Annotated in this window: 1 protein-coding gene; it reads right to left on the minus strand. The window is 75.7% G+C overall.

Going from position 1 to position 23,588, the window contains the following annotated elements; all coding sequences use genetic code 11:
* Positions 1-187: 187 nt before the first annotated feature.
* The gene (locus O7598_RS17575) at positions 188-23,566 is read right to left on the minus strand and encodes a type I polyketide synthase (RefSeq protein WP_269692420.1); all 23,379 of its coding nucleotides are present in this window, start codon (positions 23,564-23,566) and stop codon (positions 188-190) included.
* Between the last annotated feature and the right edge of the window lie 22 nt (positions 23,567-23,588).

The raw sequence follows: 23,588 nt of genomic DNA on the forward strand, positions 1-23,588 counted from the left end.
TCACCCGTCCAGGCAAGCGTTTTCCGGGCAGCATGAGCCGTTCCGGCGACCGCGGAATTGACGATGGAGAACCGGGTGAACACTGGCCGCCCGGCACGACACTGCTGTTTGACCGGAGCCTATGAGCGGGTTCGGAGGGCCAACAACCCCTACCGGGGGCCGGGAGCCCGAGGGCCCCCGGCCTCCGTCACGCCTGGTCGAGCTGCTGCTTGATGAAGTCGATCAGCTCGTCGTCGCTGGCCGCCATCAGCTCGTCGGGGGTCGTCTCGACGGTCTCCAGCGGGCGTCCGGTGTTCCACCGCGCGAGGAACGCGTTGAGCCGCATGGCGATCCGGGCCCGGGCGACACCGTCGAGGTCGGCCCCGGCCGCCTCCAGGTGGTCGAGCTGGGCGAGGAACGGCTCCACGGCCGACTCCGGCGCCCCGATCACCAGGTCGTGCAGCAGGGTGGCCACCGCGACCGGGCTGGGGTGGTCGAACACCAGGCTGGCCGGCAGTTCGGCGCCGGTGGCAACCTTGAGACGGTTGCGCAGCTCGACGGCGGTCAGCGAGTCGAAGCCGAGCTCCTTGAACGCGCGACCGCCCGGCACGGTGGCGATCGTCGCGTGCCCGAGGACGGCGGCCACCTCCCGGCGTACCAGCGTGAGCAGTTCCTCCGCCTGCTCGCCGCGCGGCAGGGGCAGCAGCCGCTCGCGGAGGCCGGCGTCCGCCCGCGGCGCGTCGACCGGCGGCGCCTCGGCCAGCAGGTCGGCGAAGAGCGCGGACGGCCGCCCGGCCGTGAAGGTCTCGGCGAACCGTTCCCAGCTGACGTCGGCGACGGTGACCTCGATGTCGCCGCCGTCGACCGCCCGCTCCAGCGCGGCGACGGCGGCGGCCGGGTCGAGCGCGGCCAGGCCGCGACCGCGCAGGTACTCCTCGGCCTCCGGGTCGGCCGCCATGCCGGAGCCGGCCCAGGGCCCCCACGCGATCGAGGTGCCCGTCCGCCCACTGTCGCGCCGGGACCGGACGAGCGCGTCGAGGAAGGCGTTGCCGGCCGCGTACGCGCCCTGGCCGCCGCTGCCCCACACCCCGGAGATCGACGAGAACACCACGAACAGGTCCAGGTCGCGGGTCTGCGCGTCGAGGTTCACCGCGCCGGCCATCTTGCCGTGCAGCACCTCGGCGAACTCGGCGGGCGTGACGTCGGCGAGCCCGGTGAGCCCGTTGACCCCGGCGGCGTGCACGACGCCGGTCAGGTCCGGCACGGTCGCGAGCAGGTCGGCCAGCGCGGCCGGGTCGGCCACGTCGCACGCCGCGACGGTCGCCCGGGTGCCGAGCCCGGCCAGCTCGGTGACCAGGTCGGCGGCGCCCGGCGCTGCCTCTCCGCGGCGGGACACCAGGAGCAGGTGCTCGGCGCCGCGGGCAGCCAGCCAACGGGCGGTGTGCGCGCCGAGCGCGCCGGTGCCGCCGGTGACCAGGATCGTGCCGCGCGGCTGGTAGGGGTTCGCCGCGACCGGCGCCGGGGCGGGGCGCAGGCGGCGGACGAGGAGCCCGGCGGAGCGTACGGCGATCTGGTCCTCGCCGGCGACGGTGAGCGCCGCGGCCAACCGGTCGGCGTCCCGGGCGGTCAGCACGGCGGGCACGTCGACCAGGCCGCCCCAGCGGCGCGGGAACTCCAGCGCCGCCACCCGGCCCAGCCCCCAGAGCTGGGCCTGGGCCGGGTCGCCGAGCGGCTCGACCGCGGCGACCGACACCGCGCCGCGGGTCAGGCACCACAGCGGGGTGAGCACGTCGGCGTCGTCGAGCGCCTGCAACAGCGTGGTGAGCTGGGCGGCGGCCCGCGGGCCGTCGAACGCGCACAGCATCCCGGCCGGTTCCGGCCGGTCGGCGAGCTGGTCGGCCAGCTCGCGCCGGTCGACGTCGGCGTCCAGGACCAGCTCGGCCGGGTCCGCGCCGGCCGCCCGCAGCGCCGCGACGACGTCGTCGGCGCCGCCGCCCGCGGTGACGACCAGCCAGTTCCCGGTGAGCCGTGGCGTGGCCGGCGGGTCGATCCGCTGCCAGGCCGGGGCGTAGCGCCAGGCGTCGGTCGGCGACGCCGGGGCCGGCCGGGCCGCGGCCGTGACCTCCGGCCAGAACCGCTGCCGCTGGAACGGGTACGTGGGCAGGTCGGCCAGCCGGCCGCGGTGCCCGCCGAAGACCGTGGCCCAGTCGACGTCGACGCCGGCCACGTGCAGCGCGGCGGTCGCCTGGAGCACCGCGGTCGCCTCGTCCCGGTCCCCGCGCAGCATCGGGGCGAGCGTGAAGGCGCCGTCCCGGTCGGCCAGGCACGACTGCACCATGCCGGCCAGCACGCCGGACGGGCCCACCTCGGCGAACCGGGTGACGCCGGCGGCGGCCAGGTGACCGACGCCGTCGGCGAAGCGGACCGCCTCCCGGACGTGACGCACCCAGTAGCCGGCCGAGAAGCTCTCGACCGGTTCGTTCGTCAGGTTGGACAGCACCGGGATGCGCGGCGGCTGGTAGGCGATGCCCGCGATCGCCGACGCGAACGCGTCCAGCATCGGCTCCATCAGCGGGGAGTGGAACGCGTGCGAGACGGTGAGCCGGGTGGTCTTCGCGAACCGGGGCGCCAGCTCGTCGACCGCCTCGGCGGAGCCGGAGACGACGACGGCGGTGGGGCCGTTGATCGCGGCGATGCCCAGCCGGTCCGCGTAGGGGGCCAGCGCGTCGCGTACCTCGGCCTCGGAGGCCTGCACCGCCAGCATCGCCCCGCCGGCCGGCAGCGCCTGCATCAGCCGGCCTCGGGCGGCGACCAGGGTCACCGCGTCGTCGAGGGAGAGCGCGCCGGCCACGTGCGCGGCCACGACCTCGCCGATCGAGTGGCCCTGCAGGTGGTCCGGGGTGACGCCCCACGACTCCAGCAGGCGGAACAGCGCCACCTCGACCGCGAAGAGCCCGGCCTGGGTGTAGTCGGTGCGGTGGATCAGTTCCGATCCGCCGAGGACCACCTCGCGCAGCGGGGTGTCGAGCAGTCCGTCGAACCGGGCGCAGACGTCGTCGAACGCCGCGGCGTAGACCGGGTGCCGCTCGTACAGCCCGCGTCCCATGTGCGGGCGTTGCGAGCCCTGCCCGGAGAAGAGGAACGCGAGCCCGCCCCGGCTCGCCGTGCCGCGGACCAGGTTGCCGGCCGGCTCGTCCCGTTCAAGCGCGCCGAGGCCGGCCCGGAAGTCGTCCGGGTCGGTGCCGACCACCACGGCCCGGTGCTCCAGCGCGCGGCGGCCCAGCGCCAGGTCGTGCCCGACCCGGAAGACGTCCTGGTCGGGCAGGGCGCCGAGGCGCGCGGCCTGGTCGCGTACGCCGGCCGGGGTCTTCGCGGACAGCAACCAGGCCACCGGCCCGGCCGGGGTCCCGACGTCGGCCGGCTCCTGCTCGTACGCCTCCAGGATGGTGTGCGCGTTGGTGCCGCTGAGGCCGAACGACGAGACGCCCGCGCGGCGCGGCCGGTCCCCCGCCGGCCAGTCCCGCGCCTCGGTGAGCAGCTCGACCGCGCCGGCCGACCAGTCCACGTGCGGGGACGGCGCGTCCACGTGCAGCGTCGGCGGCAGCACGCCGTGCCGCAGTGCCATGACCATCTTGATGATCCCGGCGACCCCGGCGGCGGCCTGGGTGTGGCCGATGTTCGACTTGATCGAGCCGAGCCACAGCGGGTGGTCCCGGTCCTGCCCGTACGTGGCGAGCAGTGCCTGCGCCTCGATCGGGTCGCCGAGCTTCGTGCCGGTGCCGTGCGCCTCGACCGCGTCCACGTCGGACGGAGCGAGACCGGCGGAGGCGAGCGCCTGCCGGATGACCCGCTGCTGCGACGGCCCGTTCGGTGCGGTCAGGCCGTTGCTGGCGCCGTCCTGATTGATCGCGGAACCTCGCACGACGGCGAGGACCTGGTGGCCCTGCCGCCGGGCGTCGGAGAGCCGCTCGACGACGAGGACGCCGGCGCCCTCCGCCCAGCCGGTGCCGTCGGCGGCGGCGGCGAAGGCCTTGCACCGGCCCTCGGCGGCGAGCCCGTCCTGCCGGGCGAACTCCACGAACGCCCCCGGGGTGGACATCACCGTCACGCCGCCGACGACCGCCAGCGAGCACTCCCCGGCCCGCAGGGCCTGCGTCGCCAGGTGCAGCGCGACGAGCGAGGAGGAGCACGCGGTGTCCACGGTCATCGCCGGGCCCTCGAGCCCGAACGTGTAGGCGATCCGGCCGGAGAGCACCGCGGCGGCGTTGCCGGTGCTCACGAAGCCGTCGACCAGCGGGTCGCCGGAGCCGAGCACGACGCCGGTGTAGTCCTGGCCGTTGGTGCCGGCGAAGACGCCGGTGCGGCTACCGCGCAGCGATCCGGGATCGATGCCGGCCCGCTCGAACGCCTCCCACACCGATTCCAGCAGCACCCGCTGCTGCGGGTCCATGGCGAGCGCCTCGCGGGGCGACACCCCGAACAGTTCCGCGTCGAATCCGGTGGCGTCCTCGATGAAGCCGCCGACGCCGACCGGCAGGCCGGCGCCCCAACCCCGGTCGGTCGGGAAGCCGGACAGGCCGTCGCGGCCGGCGAGCAGCAGCTCCCACAGCTCGTCGGGGTTGGTGACCCCGCCGGGGAACCGGCAGGACATGCCGACGATGGCGATCGGGTCGTCGGCGTCGCGCTCCGGGCCGCCCACCGGCTCCTGCGGCGCGCCGGTCGCGCCGCTGAGCTGCTCGCGCAGGTGCTCGGCGAGCGCGGCCGGGGTGGGGTGGTCGAACACCAGCGTCGCGGGCAGCGGCATCGTGGTCGCCCGGGTGAGCAGGTTGCGCAGCTCGACCCCGGTCAGCGAGTCCAGGCCCAGGTCGCGGAACGCGCGGTCCGGGTCGACGTCGGCGGCGGAACCGTGGCCCAGCACCAGTGCGGTGCTCTCGCAGACCATCCGCAGCAGCTCCGCCGACGAGGCCCCGACCATCACCCCGGCGTCGGCGGCGGTTTGCCGCGCGACGGGTGCGAGCACGTCGAGCAGCCGGTCGGCGCGACCGGTGGCCAGCGCCGGCCAGTCGGCGTCGGCGACCAGGACGGCCGGCGCGCCCCCGGCGACGGCCGAGGCGAACGCGGCCATCGCGCGCGCCGGGTCCATCGGCGTGAGGCCGCCCCGGCTCAGTCGCCGCCCGACCGCGTCGCCGTCGGCCATGCCGCCGTCGGCCCAGGGTCCCCAGGCGATCGACGTGGCCGGGAGGCCACGGGCCTGCCGGTCCCGGGCGAGCGCGTCCAGACCGGCGTTCGCCGCCGCGTAGTTGGCCTGCCCGGGGCTGCCGATCGTGCCGGCCACGGAGGAGAACAACACGAACATCGAGAGGTCGTCGGTCAGCGCGTCCAGGAGGCGGGCGGTGCCCACCTTGACCCGGGCGACCTCGGTGATCCGCTCCGGGGTGAGGGATTCCAGCACGCCGTCGTCGAGGATGCCGGCCGCGTGCACGACGCCCCGCCAGCGGTGGGCGGCGACGAGGTCCCGCAGCGCCGCCTCGTCGGTGACGTCGCAGGCCACCGCGGTCGCCTCGGCGCCGAGGGCGGTCAGCTCCGCGAGCAGGTCGGCGGCGCCCGGTGCGTCGGGGCCGCGGCGGCTGGTCAGCACCAGCCGGCCGACTCCGGCCCCGGCGAGCCAGCGGGCCACGTGCGCGCCGAGCGCGCCGGTGCCGCCGGTGACCAGCACCGGGCCGTCCGGGGGTACGAAGTCGGCGCCGGTGTCGGGCGCCCGGTCGAGCCGGCGGGCGAACGCGCCGGCGGCGCGGAGCGCGACCTGGCTCTCGTCGCGCCGGACCAGCGCCGCGACCAGCCGGTCGGCGGCCCGCTCGTCGAGCGTCGGCGGCAGGTCGACGAGGCCGCCCCAGCGGTGCGGCAGCTCCAGCGCGGCCACCTGGCCGAGCCCCCAGACCTGCGCGCCGGCGACGTCGGCCAGCGGCTCGGACGGCGCGACGCTCACCGCGCCCCGGGTCAGGCACCACAGCGGGGCGTCGGATTCCACGTCGCCGAGCGCCTGGAGCAGGGCGGTGGTGACGAGAACGCCGTGGTCGCCGGGACCGGGGAGCACGACGGCACCGTCGAACGCCTCGTCGAGCAGCCGGTCGGCGATCGAGTAGCGGTCGTCGTCGGGCGTGAGGGGCAGCCGTACCGGTTCGGCGCCGGCGCGGGTGAGCGCGGCGGTGACGTCCCCCGGGTCGGTGCCGTCGGCGGTGGCCACCAGCCAGCGTCCGGTCAGCGCCGTCGGGGCGAGGTCGATCGGTTGCCAGGTGACGTGATGCTGCCAGGTGTCGGTCTCGGCCGGCTGGTTGCCGTGGTGGCGGCAGGCGGTGACCGGTTCGGCCCAGTAGTGCCTGTGGTGGAACGCGTAGGTGGGCAGGTCGACGCGGGGCGCGGCGGGCAGGATCGCGGTCCAGTCCACGGGCACGCCGGCGGTCCACAGCGTCGCGACCGCGTGCAGGAGGCACTCGGTCTCGTCGCGGTCCTTGCGCAACGCCGGGACGTAGGCGAGTTCGGGGGCGGCCGTCGCGGACAGCACGCCCGCCGGCCCGACCTCCAGGCAACGGGTCACCCCGTTGGCGGCGAGCCAGGACATGCCGTCGTCGAAGCGCACCGCCTCCCGCACGTGGCGCACCCAGTAGTCGGCGGTGAACTCCTCGACCGGCGCACCGGTCAGGTTCGACACCACCGGAATGCGCGGCGGCGCAAACGAGATGTGCCCGATCGCCGCCGCGAAGTCGGCCAGCATCGGCTCCATCAGCGACGAGTGGAACGCGTGCGACACGGTGAGCCGGGTGGTCTTCGGGAAGCGCGCCGCGAGCTTGTCGACGGCGGCCGTCTCGCCGGAGATCACGATCGACGTCGGGCCATTGACTGCCGCGACGTCGACACCCGTGCCGGCGATGATCTCGCGCACCGACTCCTCGGACGCCTGCACGGCGAGCATCGCGCCGCCGGACGGCAACGCCTGCATCAACCGGCCCCGCGCCGCCACCAACGTCACCGCGTCGTCGAGCGACATGACACCCGCGACGTGCGCGGCGGCGATCTCGCCGATCGAGTGACCCAGCAGGAAGTCCGGGGTGACCCCCCACGACTCGACCAGGCGGAACAACGCCACCTCGACCGCGAACAACCCGGCCTGGGTGTAGACGGTCCGGTGGATCGCGTCGGAGTCGATCGCCTCCCGCAGCGGCACGTCGAGGAGCTGGTCGAAGCGGGCGCAGATGCCGTCGAACGCCGCCGCGAACACCGGGAACCGCTCCGCCAGCCGCAGGCCCATGCCCACGCGCTGCGCACCCTGACCGGTGAACAGGAACGCCAGGCTTCCCTCGGTGACCACGCCCGACACCACGGCCGCGTGCGCACCGACGGCGTCGGGCCCGGCGGTCGCCCGCAGGCCGGCGAGGACCTCGTCGCGCGTGCCGGCCAGCAGGACCGCGCGGTGCTCCAACGCGGCCCGGCCGGTGGCCAGCGACCACGCCACGGCGGTCCGGTCCAGCTCCGGTTCGGCGGCCACGACGTCGCGCAACCGCCGTACCTGCCCGGCCAGCGCCTCCGCCGACCGCGCCGACACCGGCCACGGCAGCGGACCCTCGACCTGGGGCGTCTCGGCCGGGGCGGGCTGCTCGGCCGGTTCCTCCAGGATCAGGTGGGCGTTGGTGCCGCTGATGCCGAACGCCGACACGGCACCCCGCCGCGGGTTGCCGTCCGGCTCCCACGGCCGGGCCTCGGTCAGCAGCTGGACCGCCCCGGCGCTCCAGTCGACGTGGGTGGTCGGCTCGTCGACGTGCAGCGTCGCCGGCAGCACGCCGTGGCGCATCGCCATGACCAGCTTGATGATCCCGGCCACACCGGCGGCGGCCTGGGTGTGGCCGATGTTCGACTTGATCGAACCCAACCACAACGGCTGCTCACGATCCTGCCCGTACGTCGCCAGCAACGCCTGCGCCTCGATCGGGTCACCGAGTTTCGTGCCGGTGCCGTGGGCCTCCACCACGTCCACATCACCGACGGTCAACCCGGCGCTGGCCAACGCCTGCCGGATCACCCGCTGCTGCGCGGGCCCGTTCGGCGCGGTCAGGCCGTTCGACGCGCCGTCGGAATTGATCGCGGAACCCGCGACCACCGCGAGGATCCGATGCCCGAGGCGCTCGGCGTCACCGCGACGCTCGACGAGCAGCATCCCGACGCCCTCGCCCCAGCCCGTGCCGTCCGCGCTCCCGGCGAACGACCTGCACCGGCCGTCCGACGACAACCCGTCCTGGCGGGCGAACTCCGCGAACACCTCCGGACCCGTGATCACCGTGACCCCACCGGCAAGCGCCAGATCACACTCACCAGAACGCAACGCCTGCGCCGCCAGATGCAACGCCACCAACGACGAGGAACACGCCGTGTCCACGGTCATCGCCGGGCCTTCGAACCCGAACGAGTACGACACCCGACCCGAGATCACACTGTTCGCCGTACCCGTCAACACATGACCGTCGGCGCCGTCGGCCGTGTAGCCCGAGTGCGACGCGCCGACGAACACACCCACCGGACGACCCCGCAACGAGCGCGGATCCACCCCCGAACGTTCGAGGGTCTCCCACGACACCTCCAACAACAGCCGCTGCTGCGGATCCATCGCCACCGCCTCACGCGGCGAGATCCCGAACAGGCCCGCGTCGAACTGCGCCGCGGTGTGCACGAATCCGCCGGTCTGGGCGTACGTCGTGCGGGCCGGCACCTGCCAGCCCCGGTCGACGGGGAACCCGGAGGTGCCGTCCGCGCCGTCCGCGACCAGCCACCACAGGTCCTCCGGCGACTCGACCCCACCGGGATACCGGCAGGCCATCCCCACGATGACGATGTCGTCGCCGACCACCGGCGCGTACGCGGCGGCGGGGGCGGTCACATCCGTCACGGCGCCACCGCCGAGCAGGTCGTGCAGGTGCCGGGCCAGGGCCTCCGGGGAGGGGTGATCGAACACCAGCGACGACGGCAGGGCCAGCGACAGCTCGCGTTGCAGGGCGTTGCGCAGGTCGACAGCGGTCAGCGAGTCGAAGCCGAGGTCGTGGAACGCCGTGGCCGGGGTGATCTCGGTGGCGTCGGCGAAGCCGAGCACCGCGGCGGCGCGTACCCGCACCAGGTCGAGCAGCGCGGGCAGCTCGCGTCGTGCGGCCGGTTCGGCGGTCGGCGGCGTCTCGACGCGCGCCGCGACCAGCCCGTCGAAGAGCCGGCTCGGGCGGCCGGCGGTGAACGCGTCGGTGAAGCGCGGCCAGTCGACGTCGGCGACGACGAGTTCGGTGTCGCCGTGGTCGACGGCCCGCGCGAACGCGGTCATGGCCAGCGCCGGTGGCATCGCCCGGAGTCCCCGGCGGAGCAGGTGGTCGGCGGCCACGTCGTCGGCGGCGAGGCCGATCTCGGCCCACGGACCCCAGGCCACGGCGGTGGCCGGGGCGCCCCGGGCGGCACGGGCGACGGCCAGCGCGTCGAGGTGGGCGTTGGCGGCGGCGTACGCGGCCTGCCCGCCGCTGCCCCAGATGCCGGCGATCGAGGAGAACACGACGAACCGGTCGAGGTCGGTGCCGGCGAGCAGGGCGTCGAGGTGGCTCGCGCCGAGCACCTTGCCGGCGACGGTGTCGGCGTACGCGGCGGTGTCGGTGTGTGCCAGGTCGAGCGAGGGCGCGACGCCGGCGGCGTGCACCACGGCGTGCACCGGCACGTCGGCGGCGACGGCGTCGAGGACCGCGGCGAGCGCGTCCCGGTCGGCGACGTCGACCGCCGCGACGGTGACCCGGCTGCCCAGGGTGACCAGTTCGGCCTCCAGCGCCCGCGCCCCGGGGGCGTCGATGCCGCGACGGCTGGTGAGCAGCAGGTGCGGCGCGCCCCGGCGGGCGAGCAGGCGGGCCACCTCGGCGCCGAGCGCGCCGGTGCCGCCGGTGATGACTGTCGTGCCGCGGGGCTGCCAGGGCGTCGCCGTCCGGTTCACCGGCGCGGCGGTGATGCGGCGTCCGAAGATTCCGGACGCGCGTACGGCGATCTGGTCCTCGGTCCGCTGGGCGAGCGCCGCCGCGAGCCGCTCGCCGGCCTTCGCGTCGAGGGTGTCGGGCAGGTCGAGCAGGCCGCCCCACCGCTGCGGCAGTTCCAGCGCGGCGACCCGGCCGAGGCCCCAGAACTGGGCCTGGGCGGGCCGTCGCAGCGGGTCGGAGCGGCCGACCGAGACCGCGCCGCGGGTGACGCACCACAGCGGGGCGGTGACGTCCGCGGCGGCCAGGGCGCGGATCAGGTCGAGGGTGGCGCCGATGCCGGCGGGGACCGCGGGGTGGCGGGGGTCGGGCTCGTCGGCCGGCCCGGTGAGGGCGAGGACACCGGCCAGGTCGGTGTGGTCGCCGAGCCGGTCGGGGCCGGTCGCCAGCCGGACCGTGGCGCCTGCCGCTTCGAGGGCGTCCCGCACGCCGGACGGGTCGACGTTCTCCGGGGCGACGAGCAGCCAGGTGCCGGTCAGGTGGCCGGCCGGCATCGCGTCGAGGGGCTGCCAGCCGGCGCGCATCCGCCAGGCGTCGGCGGTGCCGGCGGCCCGGTTGCGGCGCCGCCAGGACGACAGCACCGGGACCACCGGACGCAGCAGGTCGTCGTTGGCGTCGAGCACGCCGGCGAGGCCGGTGAGGTCCTCGCGCTCGACGGCGTCCCAGAAGCCGGCGTCGCCGGACTCGGCGTCGCGCGCCGCGGCGGGCTGCCGGCCGGGGTCGAGCCAGAACCGTTCGTGCTGGAAGGCGTACGTGGGCAGGTCGACCACGGTGCCGCCGGAGTGTGCGGTCACCGCCGCCCAGTCCACGTCGTGCCCGGCGACGTGCAGGTCGGCCAGCGCCTGGAGCACCGTGCGGTCCTCCTCGGCGTCCTTGCGCTGGGTCGGGATGCTGGTGAGGTCGGGGGCGACGTCGCGGGCCATCGTGGTGAGGACGGCGGCCGGCCCGATCTCGACGCAGCGGGTCGCGCCGTGGTCGGCGAGCCACCGCACCCCGTCGGCGAAGCGCACCGCCTCCCGGACGTGCCGCACCCAGTGGTCGGTGGTGAACTCCTCGACCGGTTCGCCGGTCAGGTTGGACACGACCGGGACGGCCGGCCGGTCGTGGGTGAGGTTCTCGATCTCGGATGCGAACGAGGCAAGCATCGGCTCCATCAGCGCGGAGTGGAACGCGTGCGACACCGTCAGCCGGGTGGCCTTGGCGAACCGTGGCGCCAGCTCGTCGATCACGTCGGCCGGGCCGGAGATCACGACCGAGGTGGGGCCGTTGACCGCCGCGACGTCAACGCCCGTGCCGGCAATCGTCTCCCGCACCGACTCCTCGGACGCCTGCACCGCCAGCATCGCGCCGCCGGCCGGCAGCGCCTGCATCAGCCGGCCCCGGGCGGCCACGAGCGTGACCGCGTCGTCCAGTGACAGCACCCCCGCGACGTGCGCGGCGGCGATCTCCCCGATCGAGTGCCCGAGCAGGTAGTCGGGGGTCACGCCCCACGACTCCAGCAGCCGGAACAGCGCCACCTCGACCGCGAACAGGCCGGCCTGGGTGTGCACGGTCCGGTGGATCGCGTCGGAGTCGAGGGCTTCCCGCAGCCCGTCGAACCGGGCCACGATCCCGTCAAATGCCTCCGCGAACAACGGGAACCGCGCCGCCAGACCAGTGCCCATCCCGATCCGCTGCGCGCCCTGACCGGTGAACAGGAACGCGGTCCGCCCGGCCGTCGCGGCGCCACCGGCCCGGCCGGACTCGATCGCGGCGAGACCGGCCAGGAAGCCCGGCACGTCGGACGCGACGACCGCCGCGCGGTGGGCGAGTCGGGCCCGCGTGGTGGCGAGCGAGACCGCGACGTCGGCGAGCGCCGGGCCCTCCGCGAGCAGCTCCCGCAGGCTGGCCGCCTGGGCCCGCAGCGCCGATTCGGTACGGCCGTGCACGGCCCAGACCACCGGACCGTCGACCGGCCCCGGTGCGGGCGGTGCGGGTGGCACCGGCGGCGCTTCGAGGATCGCGTGGGCGTTGGTGCCGCTGATGCCGAACGAGGAGACCGCGAAGCGGCGCGGGCGGTCGTCGGTGGTGTCCCAGGGGCGGGCCTCGGTGAGCAGGCGGACGGCTCCGGTGGACCAGTCGACCTCGGGGGTCGGCTCGTCGACGTGCAGCGACGCCGGCAGCGCCTCGTGCCGCAACGCCATGACCATCTTGATGATCCCGGCGACCCCGGCGGCGGCCTGGGTGTGGCCGATGTTCGACTTCACCGAGCCGAGCCAGAGCGGCCGGTCCCGGTCCTGCCCGTACGTGGCGAGCAGCGCCTGCGCCTCGATCGGGTCGCCCAGCGCGGTGCCGGTGCCGTGCGCCTCGACCGCGTCGACGTCGGTCGGGGTGAGGTCGGCGTTCGCCAGCGCCTGGGTGATGACGCGTTGCTGGGCGGGTCCGTTGGGTGCGGTGAGGCCGTTGGAGGCGCCGTCGGAGTTGATCGCGCTGCCGCGCACCACGGCGAGCACGCGGTGGCCGTGCCGGCGTGCGTCGGACAGGCGTTCCACGACGAGCACGCCGGCGCCCTCGGCCATGCTGGTGCCGTCGGCGGCGGCCGCGAACGGCTTGCACCGGGCGTCGGCGGCCAGCCCGCGCTGGCGGGCGAAGAGCGTGAAGATGCCGGGGTTGGTCAGCACCGTGACGCCGCCGGCCAGCGCCAGGTCGCACTCGCCGGCCCGTAGCGCCTGGACGGCGAGGTGCAGCGCGACGAGCGACGAGGAGCACGCGGTGTCGATGGTGACGGCCGGGCCTTCCAGGCCGAACTGGTAGGCGACCCGGCCGGACATGATGCTCGTCGCCGCGCCGGTGAGCAGGTGTCCCTCCACTTCGTCGGGCAGTTCCACGCCGACGCCGTAGCTGGAGGACGCCGCGCCGACGAACACGCCGGTGGGTGAGCCGCGCAGCGAGTCGGGTGCTATTCCGGCGCGCTCCAGGGCCTCCCAGGACACCTCCAGCAGCAGCCGCTGCTGCGGGTCCATGGCGAGCGCCTCGCGGGGCGAGATCCCGAACAGCCGGGCGTCGAAGTCGCCCGCGGTGTCGACGAACCCGCCCTCGCGCACGTAGGTGGTGCCGGGGCGGTCCGGGTCCGGGTGGTACAGGTTCGCCAGGTCCCAGCCGCGGTCGGCCGGGAACCCGGTGATGGTGTCGCGGCCGCCGGCGACCACGTCCCAGAGCTGCTCCGGGGAGGACACGCCGCCGGGCAGGCGGCAGCCCATGCCCACCACCACGACCGGGTCGGTCCCGACGTCCGCGGCGGGCGTGGTGACGCGCGCGGTCGGGCTGGGGGCGCTGTCGCCGGTCAGCCGTTCGCGCAGGAATCCGGCGAGCGCGGCCGGGGTGGGGTAGTCGAAGACGAGGGTGGCGGGCAGCAGCACGCCGGTGGCGGCGCGCAGCCGGTTGCGCAGCTCGACGGAGGTCAGCGAGTCGAAGCCGAGTGCCTTGAACGGCTGGTCGGCGTCCATGGTGTCGGCGGTGCCGTAGCCGAGCACCGCGGCGGCGTTGGTGGTCACCAGGTCGATCAGGAGGCTGCGCTGTGCCGCCGGCGTCATTCCGGCGAGCTTCGCGGGCAGTGAGCCCGTTTCGGCGCGCGTCGTGGTGGCCTGGCGCAGGGCGGGTCGGACCAGCGAGCGCAGCAGCGCCGGCACCTCCACGTCACCGCCGCGATAGCCGGACAGGTCCAAACTGATCGGCACCACATGCGGCAACGGCAGACGCACCGCCTCGTCGAACAACGCCACACCCAACGCCGACGACAACACCCCACCAATACGCGCCACCGCACGCTCATCCAAATGCGACGTCATCTCCGACAACGCCGCCCACAACCCCCACCCCACCGACAACCCCGGCAAACCCTCCGCCCGCCGCCGCGCCACCAGACCATCCAGAAACGCATTCGCCGACGCATACCCCGCCTGACCCGCCGTACCGAACGTCGCCGACGCCGACGAGAACACCACGAACCACGCCAGATCCCGGTCCCGCGTCAACTCATCCAGATGAGCCGCCGCCACCGCCTTACCCGCCCACACCGACGCCACCCGCTCGCCGGACAAACCCTCAAACGCCCCGTCATCCAACACACCCGCCAGATGCACCACACCCGACAGATCCTCGATCCCCTCCAGCACCCCCGCCAACGCCGCACGATCCGCCACATCCGCCGCGACCACCCGCACCCGGGCGCCGACAACCCGCAACCGCTCCACCAGGTCGTCCGCACCGGGCGCAGCCGGACCACGACGCGACACCAACACCAGATCCCGCACCCCGTGCGTTCCGACCAGGTGCTCCGCGAACAACCCGCCCAACACACCCGTGCCACCGGTCAACAACACCGTCCCCGACGGCGCCGACGGAATCGTCAACACGATCTTGCCCACATGCCGGCCCTGCGACATGAACCGGAACGCCTCCGCCGCATCCCGCACGTCCCACACCCGGAACGGCAACAGGGCGACGTCGTCGCGCTCGACCAGGTCCACCACCTCGGCCTGGATCGCGGCGATCCGGTCGACGCCGATCCGGGTCAGGTCGAAGACGGAGTACGCGACGCCCCGCGCGGCCGGCCCGTCGGCGTCGCGGACGTCGGCCTTGCCCATCTCCACGAACCGGCCGCCGTCGCCGAGCATCCGCAGCGACGCGTCGACGAACTCACCCGCCAGCGAGTTCAACACCACATCCACCGCACCGAACTTCGCCTCGAAACCCGTGTCCCGCGACGACGCGATGTGCGCGTCGTCCAAGCCGAGACCCCGCAACACGTCCCACTTCGCCGGCGACGCGGTCGCGAACACCTCCACACCCCACGCCCGCGCCAACTGGACCGCGGCCATGCCGACGCCACTGGCGCCGGCGTGCACCAGCAGCCGCTCCCCCGCCCGCAACCCGGCCACGTCCCGCAGCCCGTAGAACGCGGTCACGAACGCCGTCGACACGGACGCCGCCTGGGCGAACGTCCACTGCGCCGGCATCGGCGACAGCAGTCGGTGGTCGGTCACCGCGACCGGGCCGAACGCGCCCACGAACGAGCCGAAGACACGGTCGCCGGGTTCGATGCCGGTGACGTCGGAGGCGACCTCCAGCACGACGCCGGCGCCTTCGGAGCCCATCCGGGCCGGCTCCGGGTAGAGGCCCAGGGCCATCAGCACGTCGCGGAAGTTGACGCCGGCGGCGCGCATCGACACCCGCACCTGACCCGCCGCCAACGGCGCCGACGCCTCCTCGGCCGGCACCAGCGCCAGGCAGTCCAACGACGACCCACCGACCACGTCGAGGCGCCAAGCCGGGGCGTCCGGCACCACCAGCGCCGACGACGGCAACGCCCGCACCAGACGCGGCACCCACACCACCGAGTCCCGCACCGCCACCTGCGGCTCACCCAGACCGGCCAACCCACGCAGGAACCCGTCCTCGCCGTCACCGTCGACGAGCACGATCCGGCCCGGATTCTCCGACTGCGCGGACCGCAGCAGACCCCACACCCCGGCGGCGTACGGGTCGACGACAGTGCCGCCGGCCGGCGCCGCACCGGGCAGCACGACGACGAGCACGCCGTCGACGGTCGATGCCAGCCAGCCCTGCACGCGTGCCAACGCCACCGCCGGGTCCGGCGCGTCCACCCGCCACACCTCGGCCGGCACGTCCACGGCGACCGCGTCGCGCAGCGGCGACCAGTCGACCCGCAGCAACGCCTCCCGGATGCCGGCGTCGGCCGCCGGGGCCCCGTCCCAGGCCCGAAGCACGAGACGGTCGATCGAAGCGACCGGCGCGCCGGCCGGGTCGGACAACCGCACCGCCACGCCGCCGTCGTCGGCGCGCGTCAACCGCACCCGCAGCGTCGACGCGCCCCGGGCGAACAGGCGCACCCCGGACCAGGAGAACGGCAGCATCGGGCCGGACCCGGTGCCGCTCGGCGCGCCGAGCCCGAGGCCGTGCAGCGCCGCGTCGAGCAGGGCCGGGTGCACGCCGTACGCCGCGGGCGGCACCGACTCGGGCAGTTCCACCTCGGCGTACACGTCGTCGCCGACCCGCCAGGCCCGCCGCAGCCCGCGGAAGGCGGGGCCGTAGCCGTAACCCGCCTCGGCGCCGGCCGCGTAGAAGCCGTCCACGTCGACGGCGACCGCCCCCGACGGCGGCCAGGTCTCCGGCTCCGCCGCCGCGGCGGGGCCGGTCGCACCGAGCACGCCGGACGCGTGGCAGACCCAGTCGTCGCCGGCGTCCAGCGGGTTGTCGTCGCCGGCGCGGGAGAACACCCGGACCGTCCGGTCGCCGTCCACCTCCGGCGCACCGACCCGGACCTGCACCGACACCCCGCCGTCGCCGCTCAACGCCAGCGGCGCGTGCAGGGAGAGGTCCCGCACCGCCGGCGCGCCGACGGCGAGACAGGCCTGCCAGGCCAGCTCGACGAACGCGGTGCCGGGCACCACGATCCGGCCGGCGACCGCGTGGTCGGCGAGCCAGGGCAGCGTCGCGAGCGTCCAGCGCCCGGAGAGCACCACGCCGTCCCCGTCGGCGAGCACCACACCGGCGCCGAGCAGCGGGTGGCGGACCTCGGTGAGACCGATCGCGGCGGCGTCGCCGCGGACCGTCACCGCGGGCCAGAACCGCTGCCTGTCGAACGCGTACGTCGGCAGGTCGGCGGCCGGGCCGTCACCGGTCAGGGCCGGCCAGTCGACGTGGCCGCCGCGCCGCCAGAGGTCACCGGCCGAGCGCATCAGCTGGGCCAGGTCGCCGGCGTCCCGGCGCAGTGAGCCGGTCGCCGCGCCGCCGCGCTCGTCGATGCCGGCGGTGAGCACCGGGTGCGGGCTGGCCTCGACGAACAGCCGGTGCCCGGCGGCGATCAGCCCGGTCACCACGTCGTCGAAGCGCACCGGCCGGCGCAGGTTCTCGAACCAGTACGCCGCGTCCAGCTCCGCCGCGTCGACGAGCCCTCCGGTGACCGTGGAGTGGAACGGCACCGTGCCCGCCCGCGGGGTGAGCCCCTCGAACGCGGCCAGCAGTTCCCCGCGCAGGCTGTCCACGTGGGCGCTGTGCGAGGCGTAGTCCACCGGCACCCGCCGGCACCACACACCCCGGTCGGCGCACCGCGCGGCGACCTCCTCGATGCCGGCGACGTCGCCGGAGAGCACCACCGACGCCGGGCCGTTGGTCGCCGCCACGGACACACCGGCGACTCCTTCGACGAGGCCGGCGGCCGTCGACGGGTCGGCGGCGACCGCGAGCATCCCGCCGGTGCCGGCGATCGCCCGCAGCGCCCGCGAGCGCACCGCCACCACCCGCGCGCCGTCCGGCAGGGTGAGGATCCCGGCGACCACCGCCGCCGCGATCTCACCCTGCGAGTGGCCGACCACGCCGGCGATCGCCACGCCCAGGGACTGCCAGAGCGCGGCCAGCGACACCATCACGGCCCAGAGCACCGGCTGCACGACGTCGACCCGCGACATCCAGCCGTCGTCGTCGGACCGCAGGATCTCCAGCAGGTTCCAGTCCACGAACGGGTGCAGCGCCGCCGCGCACTCGGCGATCCGCGCGGCGAACACCGGCGACTCGTCCAGCAGCGCCGCGGCCATCCCGAGCCACTGGCTGCCCTGGCCCGGGAACACCAGCACCACGGCGCCGTCGCCGTCCGCCGCCGCCGGGCCCGCCGACACGGTGGCCAGCTCGGCGACCAGTTCCTCGGCCGTGCCGCCGACGACGACGGCCCGGTGGGCCAGGCTCGCCCGCGTGCTGGCGAGCGCCCGGGCGACGGCCGCCACGTCCAGGTCCGGCCGGCCGGCGGCGAACCCGGCAAGCTTCTCCGCCTGCCCGGTGAGCGCCGCCGCGGAACGGGCGGACAGGATCCACGGCACTGTCGCCGGGGTCGCCGTCGGGGCCGCCGCCGGTGCGGACGCGGGGGCCTCCTCGATGATCACGTGGGCGTTGGTGCCGCTCATCCCGAACGAGGACACGCCGGCGCGGCGGATCCGGCCGGGCTCGGCGGGCCACTCGTGGGCCTCGGTCAGCAGCCGCACCGCGCCGGTGGACCAGTCCACCTTCGACGACGGGGCGTCGACGTGCAGCGTGGCCGGCAGGCTGCGATGGCGCAGGGCCATCACCATCTTGATGATGCCGGCGACGCCGGAGGCGGCCTGGGTGTGCCCGATGTTCGACTTGATCGAGCCGAGCCACAGCGGCTCGTCGCGGTCCTGGCCGTAGGTGGCCAGCAGCGCCTGGGCCTCGATCGGGTCGCCGAGGCGGGTGCCGGTGCCGTGCGCCTCGACCGCGTCCACGTCGGCAGGCGTGAGCCGCGCGTTGGCCAGGGCCTGGTGGATCACCCGCTGCTGCGACGGGCCGTTCGGTGCGGTCAGCCCGTTCGAGGCGCCGTCCTGGTTGATGGCGCTGCCGCGCAGCACTGCCAGCACCTCGTGGCCGGCGCGCTCGGCGTCGGAGAGCCGCTCCAGCAGGAGCAGGCCGACGCCCTCGCCCCAGCCGGTGCCGTCCGCGGCGTCCGCGAACGCCTTGCACCTGCCGTCCGCCGACAGCCCGCGCTGGCGGGAGAACTCGGTGAAGATGGTCGGCGTCGACATCAGCGCGACGCCGCCGGTGAGCGCCATGGTGCACTCGCCGCTGCGCAACGCCTGCGCCGCGAGGTGGATCGCGACCAGGGACGACGAGCAGGCGGTGTCCACGGTGACCGCGGGGCCTTCCAGGCCGAACGCGTACGCGACCCGCCCGGAGACGACGCTCGCCGCGCTGCCGGTGGCGACGTAGCCCTCGGCGTCGCCGTCCCCGGCGACGAGCAGCGCCAGGTAGTCCTGGCTGTTCGAGCCGATGAACACGCCGGTCCGGCTGCCGTGCAGCGAGGTCGGGTCGATCCGGGCCCGCTCGAACGCCTCCCAGCTGGTCTCCAGCAGCAGCCGCTGCTGCGGGTCCATGGCGAGCGCCTCGCGCGGCGAGATGCCGAACATGCCGGCGTCGAAGTCGGCGATGTCGCCGATGAACCCGCCGTGCCGGGTGTAGGAGGTGCCGCTGTGGTCGGGGTCCGGGTGGTAGAGCCCGGCGAGGTCCCAGCCGCGGTCGGCCGGGAACTCGGACACCCCGTCGCCGCCGGCGGCCACCAGCCGCCACAGGTCCTCCGGGGTACGGATGTCGCCGGCGTACCGGCAGCCGATGCCCACGATGGCGATCGGCTCGTCGGAGCCGGCCGCCCGCTCGACGACCGTGACCGCCGGGCCGCCGGCCGCGCCGAGGATCTCCGCGGCGAGGTGGCCGGCCAGCGCGGCCGGGCTCGGATAGTCGTAGACGAGGCTGGCCGGCAGCGTCAGCCCGGTCGCGGTGGTGAGCCGGTCGCGCAGCTCGACCGCGGTCAGCGAGTCGAAGCCGAGCGCCTTGAACGGGCGGTTGGGCTCGACCGCCGCCGGGTCCGGGTGCCCGAGCACGGCGGCCACCTCGGCGCGCACGAGCGCCAGGACCATCCTCAGGCGCTCGGCCTCGTCGGCCGCCCCCAGCCTGCGCCGCAGCGCGTCGTCGGCGGACGCCGGGGGTGCGGTCTCGGTCGCGGCCGGGCGGTCGGGGAACAGCGCCGACGGGCGGCCGGCGACGAACGCCGGCTGGAACCGGTCCCAGTCGACGTCGGCCACCACGATCTGGCCCTCGTCGTGGTCGACGGCGTGGGCCAGGGCCGCGATCGCCCGCCGCGGCGCCAGCGGCCGCAGGCCCCGGCGGCGCAGGTAGGTCTCGGCGTCGTCGGCGGTGATCATGCCGTCGCCGGCCCACGGTCCCCAGGCCACCGCGGTCGCGGCCCGACCCTGGTGGCGGCGGCGGGCGGCGAGGGCGTCCAGGTAGGCGTTGGCGGCGCTGTAGGCGGCCTGGCCGCCGCTGCCCCAGATCCCGGAGATGCTGGAGAACAGCACGAAGACGTCGAGGTCGGCGTCGGCGAGCAGCCGGTCGAGGTGCGCCGCGCCGTCCACCTTGGCGCGCAGCACGGCGGCGTACCCGGCCGGGGTGACCTCGTCCAGGGCGGTGGCGTCGATCGCGCCGGCGGTGTGGACGACGCCGGTGACCGGGAGGTCCGCGGGCACCTCGGCGAGGGCGGCGGCGAGTGCGTCGCCGTCGGCGACGTCGCAGGCCACGACCGAGACCCGGCTGCCGTACGCGGTCAGCTCGGCGACCCGCTCGGCGGCGCCGGGCGCGTCGGCGCCGCGCCGGGACAGCAGCATGATGTGCGGGGTGCCGCGCTCGGCCAGCCAGCGGGCGACGTGCCCACCGAGGCCGCCGGTGCCGCCGGTGACGAGCACCGTGCCGCGCGGCTGCCAGGCGGCGCCCGGGCCGGGCTCGCCGGCCGGGGCCAGGCGCCGGCCGAGCGCCCCGCCGGTGCGCAGCGCGACCTGGTCCTCGCGGTGCTGGGCCAGGACGCCGGCGAGTTGGTCGACGGCGTCGCCGTCGAGGTCGACGAGCCCGCCCCACCGGTCGGGGGCTTCCAGGGCGGCGACCCGGCCGAGGCCCCAGAGTCGCGCCGCGTCGGGGTCGGCGACGGCGTCGTGCGGTCCGGCCGCGACGGCGCCGCGGGTCACGCACCACAGCCGGCCGGCGACGTCGGCGTCGCGGGCGGCGGCGAGCAGCGCGATCACCGAGGTGTCCGGCGCCCCGGCGACGACGATGCCGGCGACGTCGCCGAGCGCGCGCAGGCGGGCGGCGAGGTCGGTCCGGTCGGGCTGGTCGCCGACGGCGAAGGGGGTCACCGTGGCCCCGGCGGACCGCAGCGCGGCGGCGATGTCGTCGTCCGCGCCGGCCAGCAGCCAGGTGCCGTCGAGCGTGCCGGGGCCGAGGTCGACCGGTTCCCAGGTGACGCGGTGGCGGAGGTCCGCCACGCCGGTCGGGGCGGCGCCGAGCCAGTAGTGCTCCCGCTGGAACGGGTAGGTGGGCAGCGCGATCGGGGTGCCGCCCCAGTCGGCGAAGACGGCCCGCCAGTCCACTGCCGCGCCGTTGGCGTGCAGGCGGCCGGCGGCGCCGAGCACCGTGTGCACCTCGTCGTGGTCGCGGCGGGCGGTGGGGGCGACCAGCGCCGGGGCGCCGTCGAGGCAGAGCCGGGTCATCGCGGTGAGCACCGCGTCCGGGCCGGCCTCCAGGAACCGGGTGGTGCCCTGGGCGCGCAGCCAGTCGATGCCGTCGGCGAAGCGCACCGCCTCGCGTACGTGCCGCACCCAGTGGTCGGCGGTGAACGCCGCCACCGGTTCGCCGGTCAGGTTGGACACGACCGGGATCCGCGGCGCCGCGTACTCGAGGTGCGCGATCGCGGCCGCGAACTCGGCGAGCATCGGCTCCATCAGGGCCGAGTGGAACGCGTGCGACACCGTCAGCCGGGTCGCCTTGGCGAACCGGGGCGCCAGCTCGTCGATCGCCTCGACCGGGCCGGAGAGCACCACCGAGGTCGGGCCGTTGACCGCCGCGACGTCCACTCCGGTGCCGGCGATCGCCGCCCGGACCTCGTCCGCGGACGCGCGCACCGCGAGCATCGCCCCGCCGGCCGGCAGCGCCTGCATGAGCCGGCCGCGCGCGGCGACCACTGTCACCGCGTCGTCGAGGTCCAGCACGCCGGCGACGTGCGCCGCGACGATCTCACCGATCGAGTGGCCGAGCAGGAAGTCGGGGGTGATCCCCCAGCTCTCCAGGAGCCGGTGCAGCGCGACCTCGAAGGCGAACAGGCCGGCCTGGGAGTGGACGGTCCGGTGGATCTCGTCGGACTCCAGCGCCGCCCGCAGCCCGTCGAAGCGCGCGACGATCGTGTCGAACGCGTCCGCGAACACCGGGAACGCCTCGGCGAGGGCGCGGCCCATCCCGGCCCGCTGGGCGCCCTGCCCGGTGAACAGGATCGCGGTGCGCCCGGTGTGCACGGTGTCCCGGACCAGGTCGGCGTCCGGGCGTCCCTCGGCCAGGGCGTCCAGCGCGTCCCGCGCGGCGGCGCGGTCGCCGGCCAGCACGACCGCCCGGTGCTCCAGCGCGGCCCGGGTGGTGGCGGAGGCGAGGCCCACCGAGACCAGGTCGGCGGGCGGCTCGGCGGTGAGCAGGCCGCGCAGCCGGCCGGCCTGGGCGCGCAGCGCCGCGTCGGAGCCGGCCGCGAGCGGGATCGGCACGATCCGGGGCGCGGCGACGGCCTCGGCGACCGGCCGCTCGACCGGTGGCGCCTCCTCGATGACGGCGTGCGCGTTGGTGCCGCTGATCCCGAACGAGGAGACCGCCGCGCGGCGCGGCTGCCCGGTGACCGGCCACGGCCGGGCCTCGGTGAGCAGTTCGACGCCGCCGGGCGCCCAGCCGATGTTCGGGTCCGGGACGCCCGCGTGCAGCGTGCGGGGCAGCTCGCCGTGCCGGATCGCCATCACCATCTTGATGACGCCGGCGATGCCGGAGGCGGCCTGGGTGTGCCCGATGTTCGACTTCAGCGAGCCCAGCCACAGCGAGCGCCCGGTGGCCCGGTCGCGGCCGTACGTCTGGTGCAGGGCGTGCGCCTCGATCGGGTCGCCCAGCGTGGTGCCGGTGCCGTGGCCTTCGACCACGTCGATGTCGTCGGGGACCAGGCGGGCGGCGGCCAGTGCCTGGCGGATCACCCGTTCCTGGGCGGGCCCGTTGGGGGCGGTGAGACCGTTCGACGCGCCGTCCTGGTTGACCGCGCTGCCGCGCACGACGGCGAGCACGTCGTGCCCGAGCCGGCGGGCGTCGCTGAGCCGCTCCACCACCAGCACGGCGGCGCCCTCGGACCAGCCGGTCCCGTCGGCGCCGGCGGCGAAGGACTTGCACCGGCCGTCGCCGGCCAGGCCGCCCTGGCGGGCGAACTCGGCGAACACGGCCGGGCCCGGGATGACGGTGACCCCGCCGACGACGGCCAGCGTGCACTCGCCCTGCCGCAGGGCCTGGGCGGCCAGGTGCAGCGCGACGAGCGACGACGAGCAGGCCGTGTCGATGGTGACGGCCGGGCCCTCCAACCCGAGCGTGTAGGCGATCCGGCCGGAGATGACGCTGTTGGCGGTGCCGGTGAGCAGGTGCCCCTCGGTCTCCTTGGCCGCGGCGCCGGCCCCGTACCAGGAGGCGGAGGCGCCCACGAAGACGCCGGTGCGGCTGCCGCGCAGCGACAGCGGGTCGATGCCGGCGCGTTCCACCGTCTCCCACGCCGATTCGAGGATCAGCCGCTGCTGCGGGTCCATCGCGACGGCCTCGCGGGGGCTGATGCCGAACAGGCCCGCGTCGAACGCGTCGGCGTCGTGGACGAAGCCGCCCTGCCGGGCGTACGCCGGCGCGTCCGGGGCGTCCGGGATCTCGTCCCAGCCGCGGTTGACCGGGAATCCGCCGATCGCGTCGCGGCCCTCGGCGACGAGCTGCCAGAGCCCGGCCGGGTCGGTCACGCCGCCGGGCAGCCGGCAGCCCATGCCGACGATCGCGATCGGCTCACGTGCCGCGCTCACCAGGTCCCGGTTCTGCTGACGCAGACGCTCGATCTCCTTCAACGAAGCGCGCAGCGCTTCGACCGTCTTCTCGGCGCGGTCGCTCATCAGGATCTCCCACCGTTACCCA

It is taken from the genome of Micromonospora sp. WMMC241 (assembly GCF_027460165.1).
GTDB classification, from domain to species: domain Bacteria; phylum Actinomycetota; class Actinomycetes; order Mycobacteriales; family Micromonosporaceae; genus Micromonospora; species Micromonospora humi.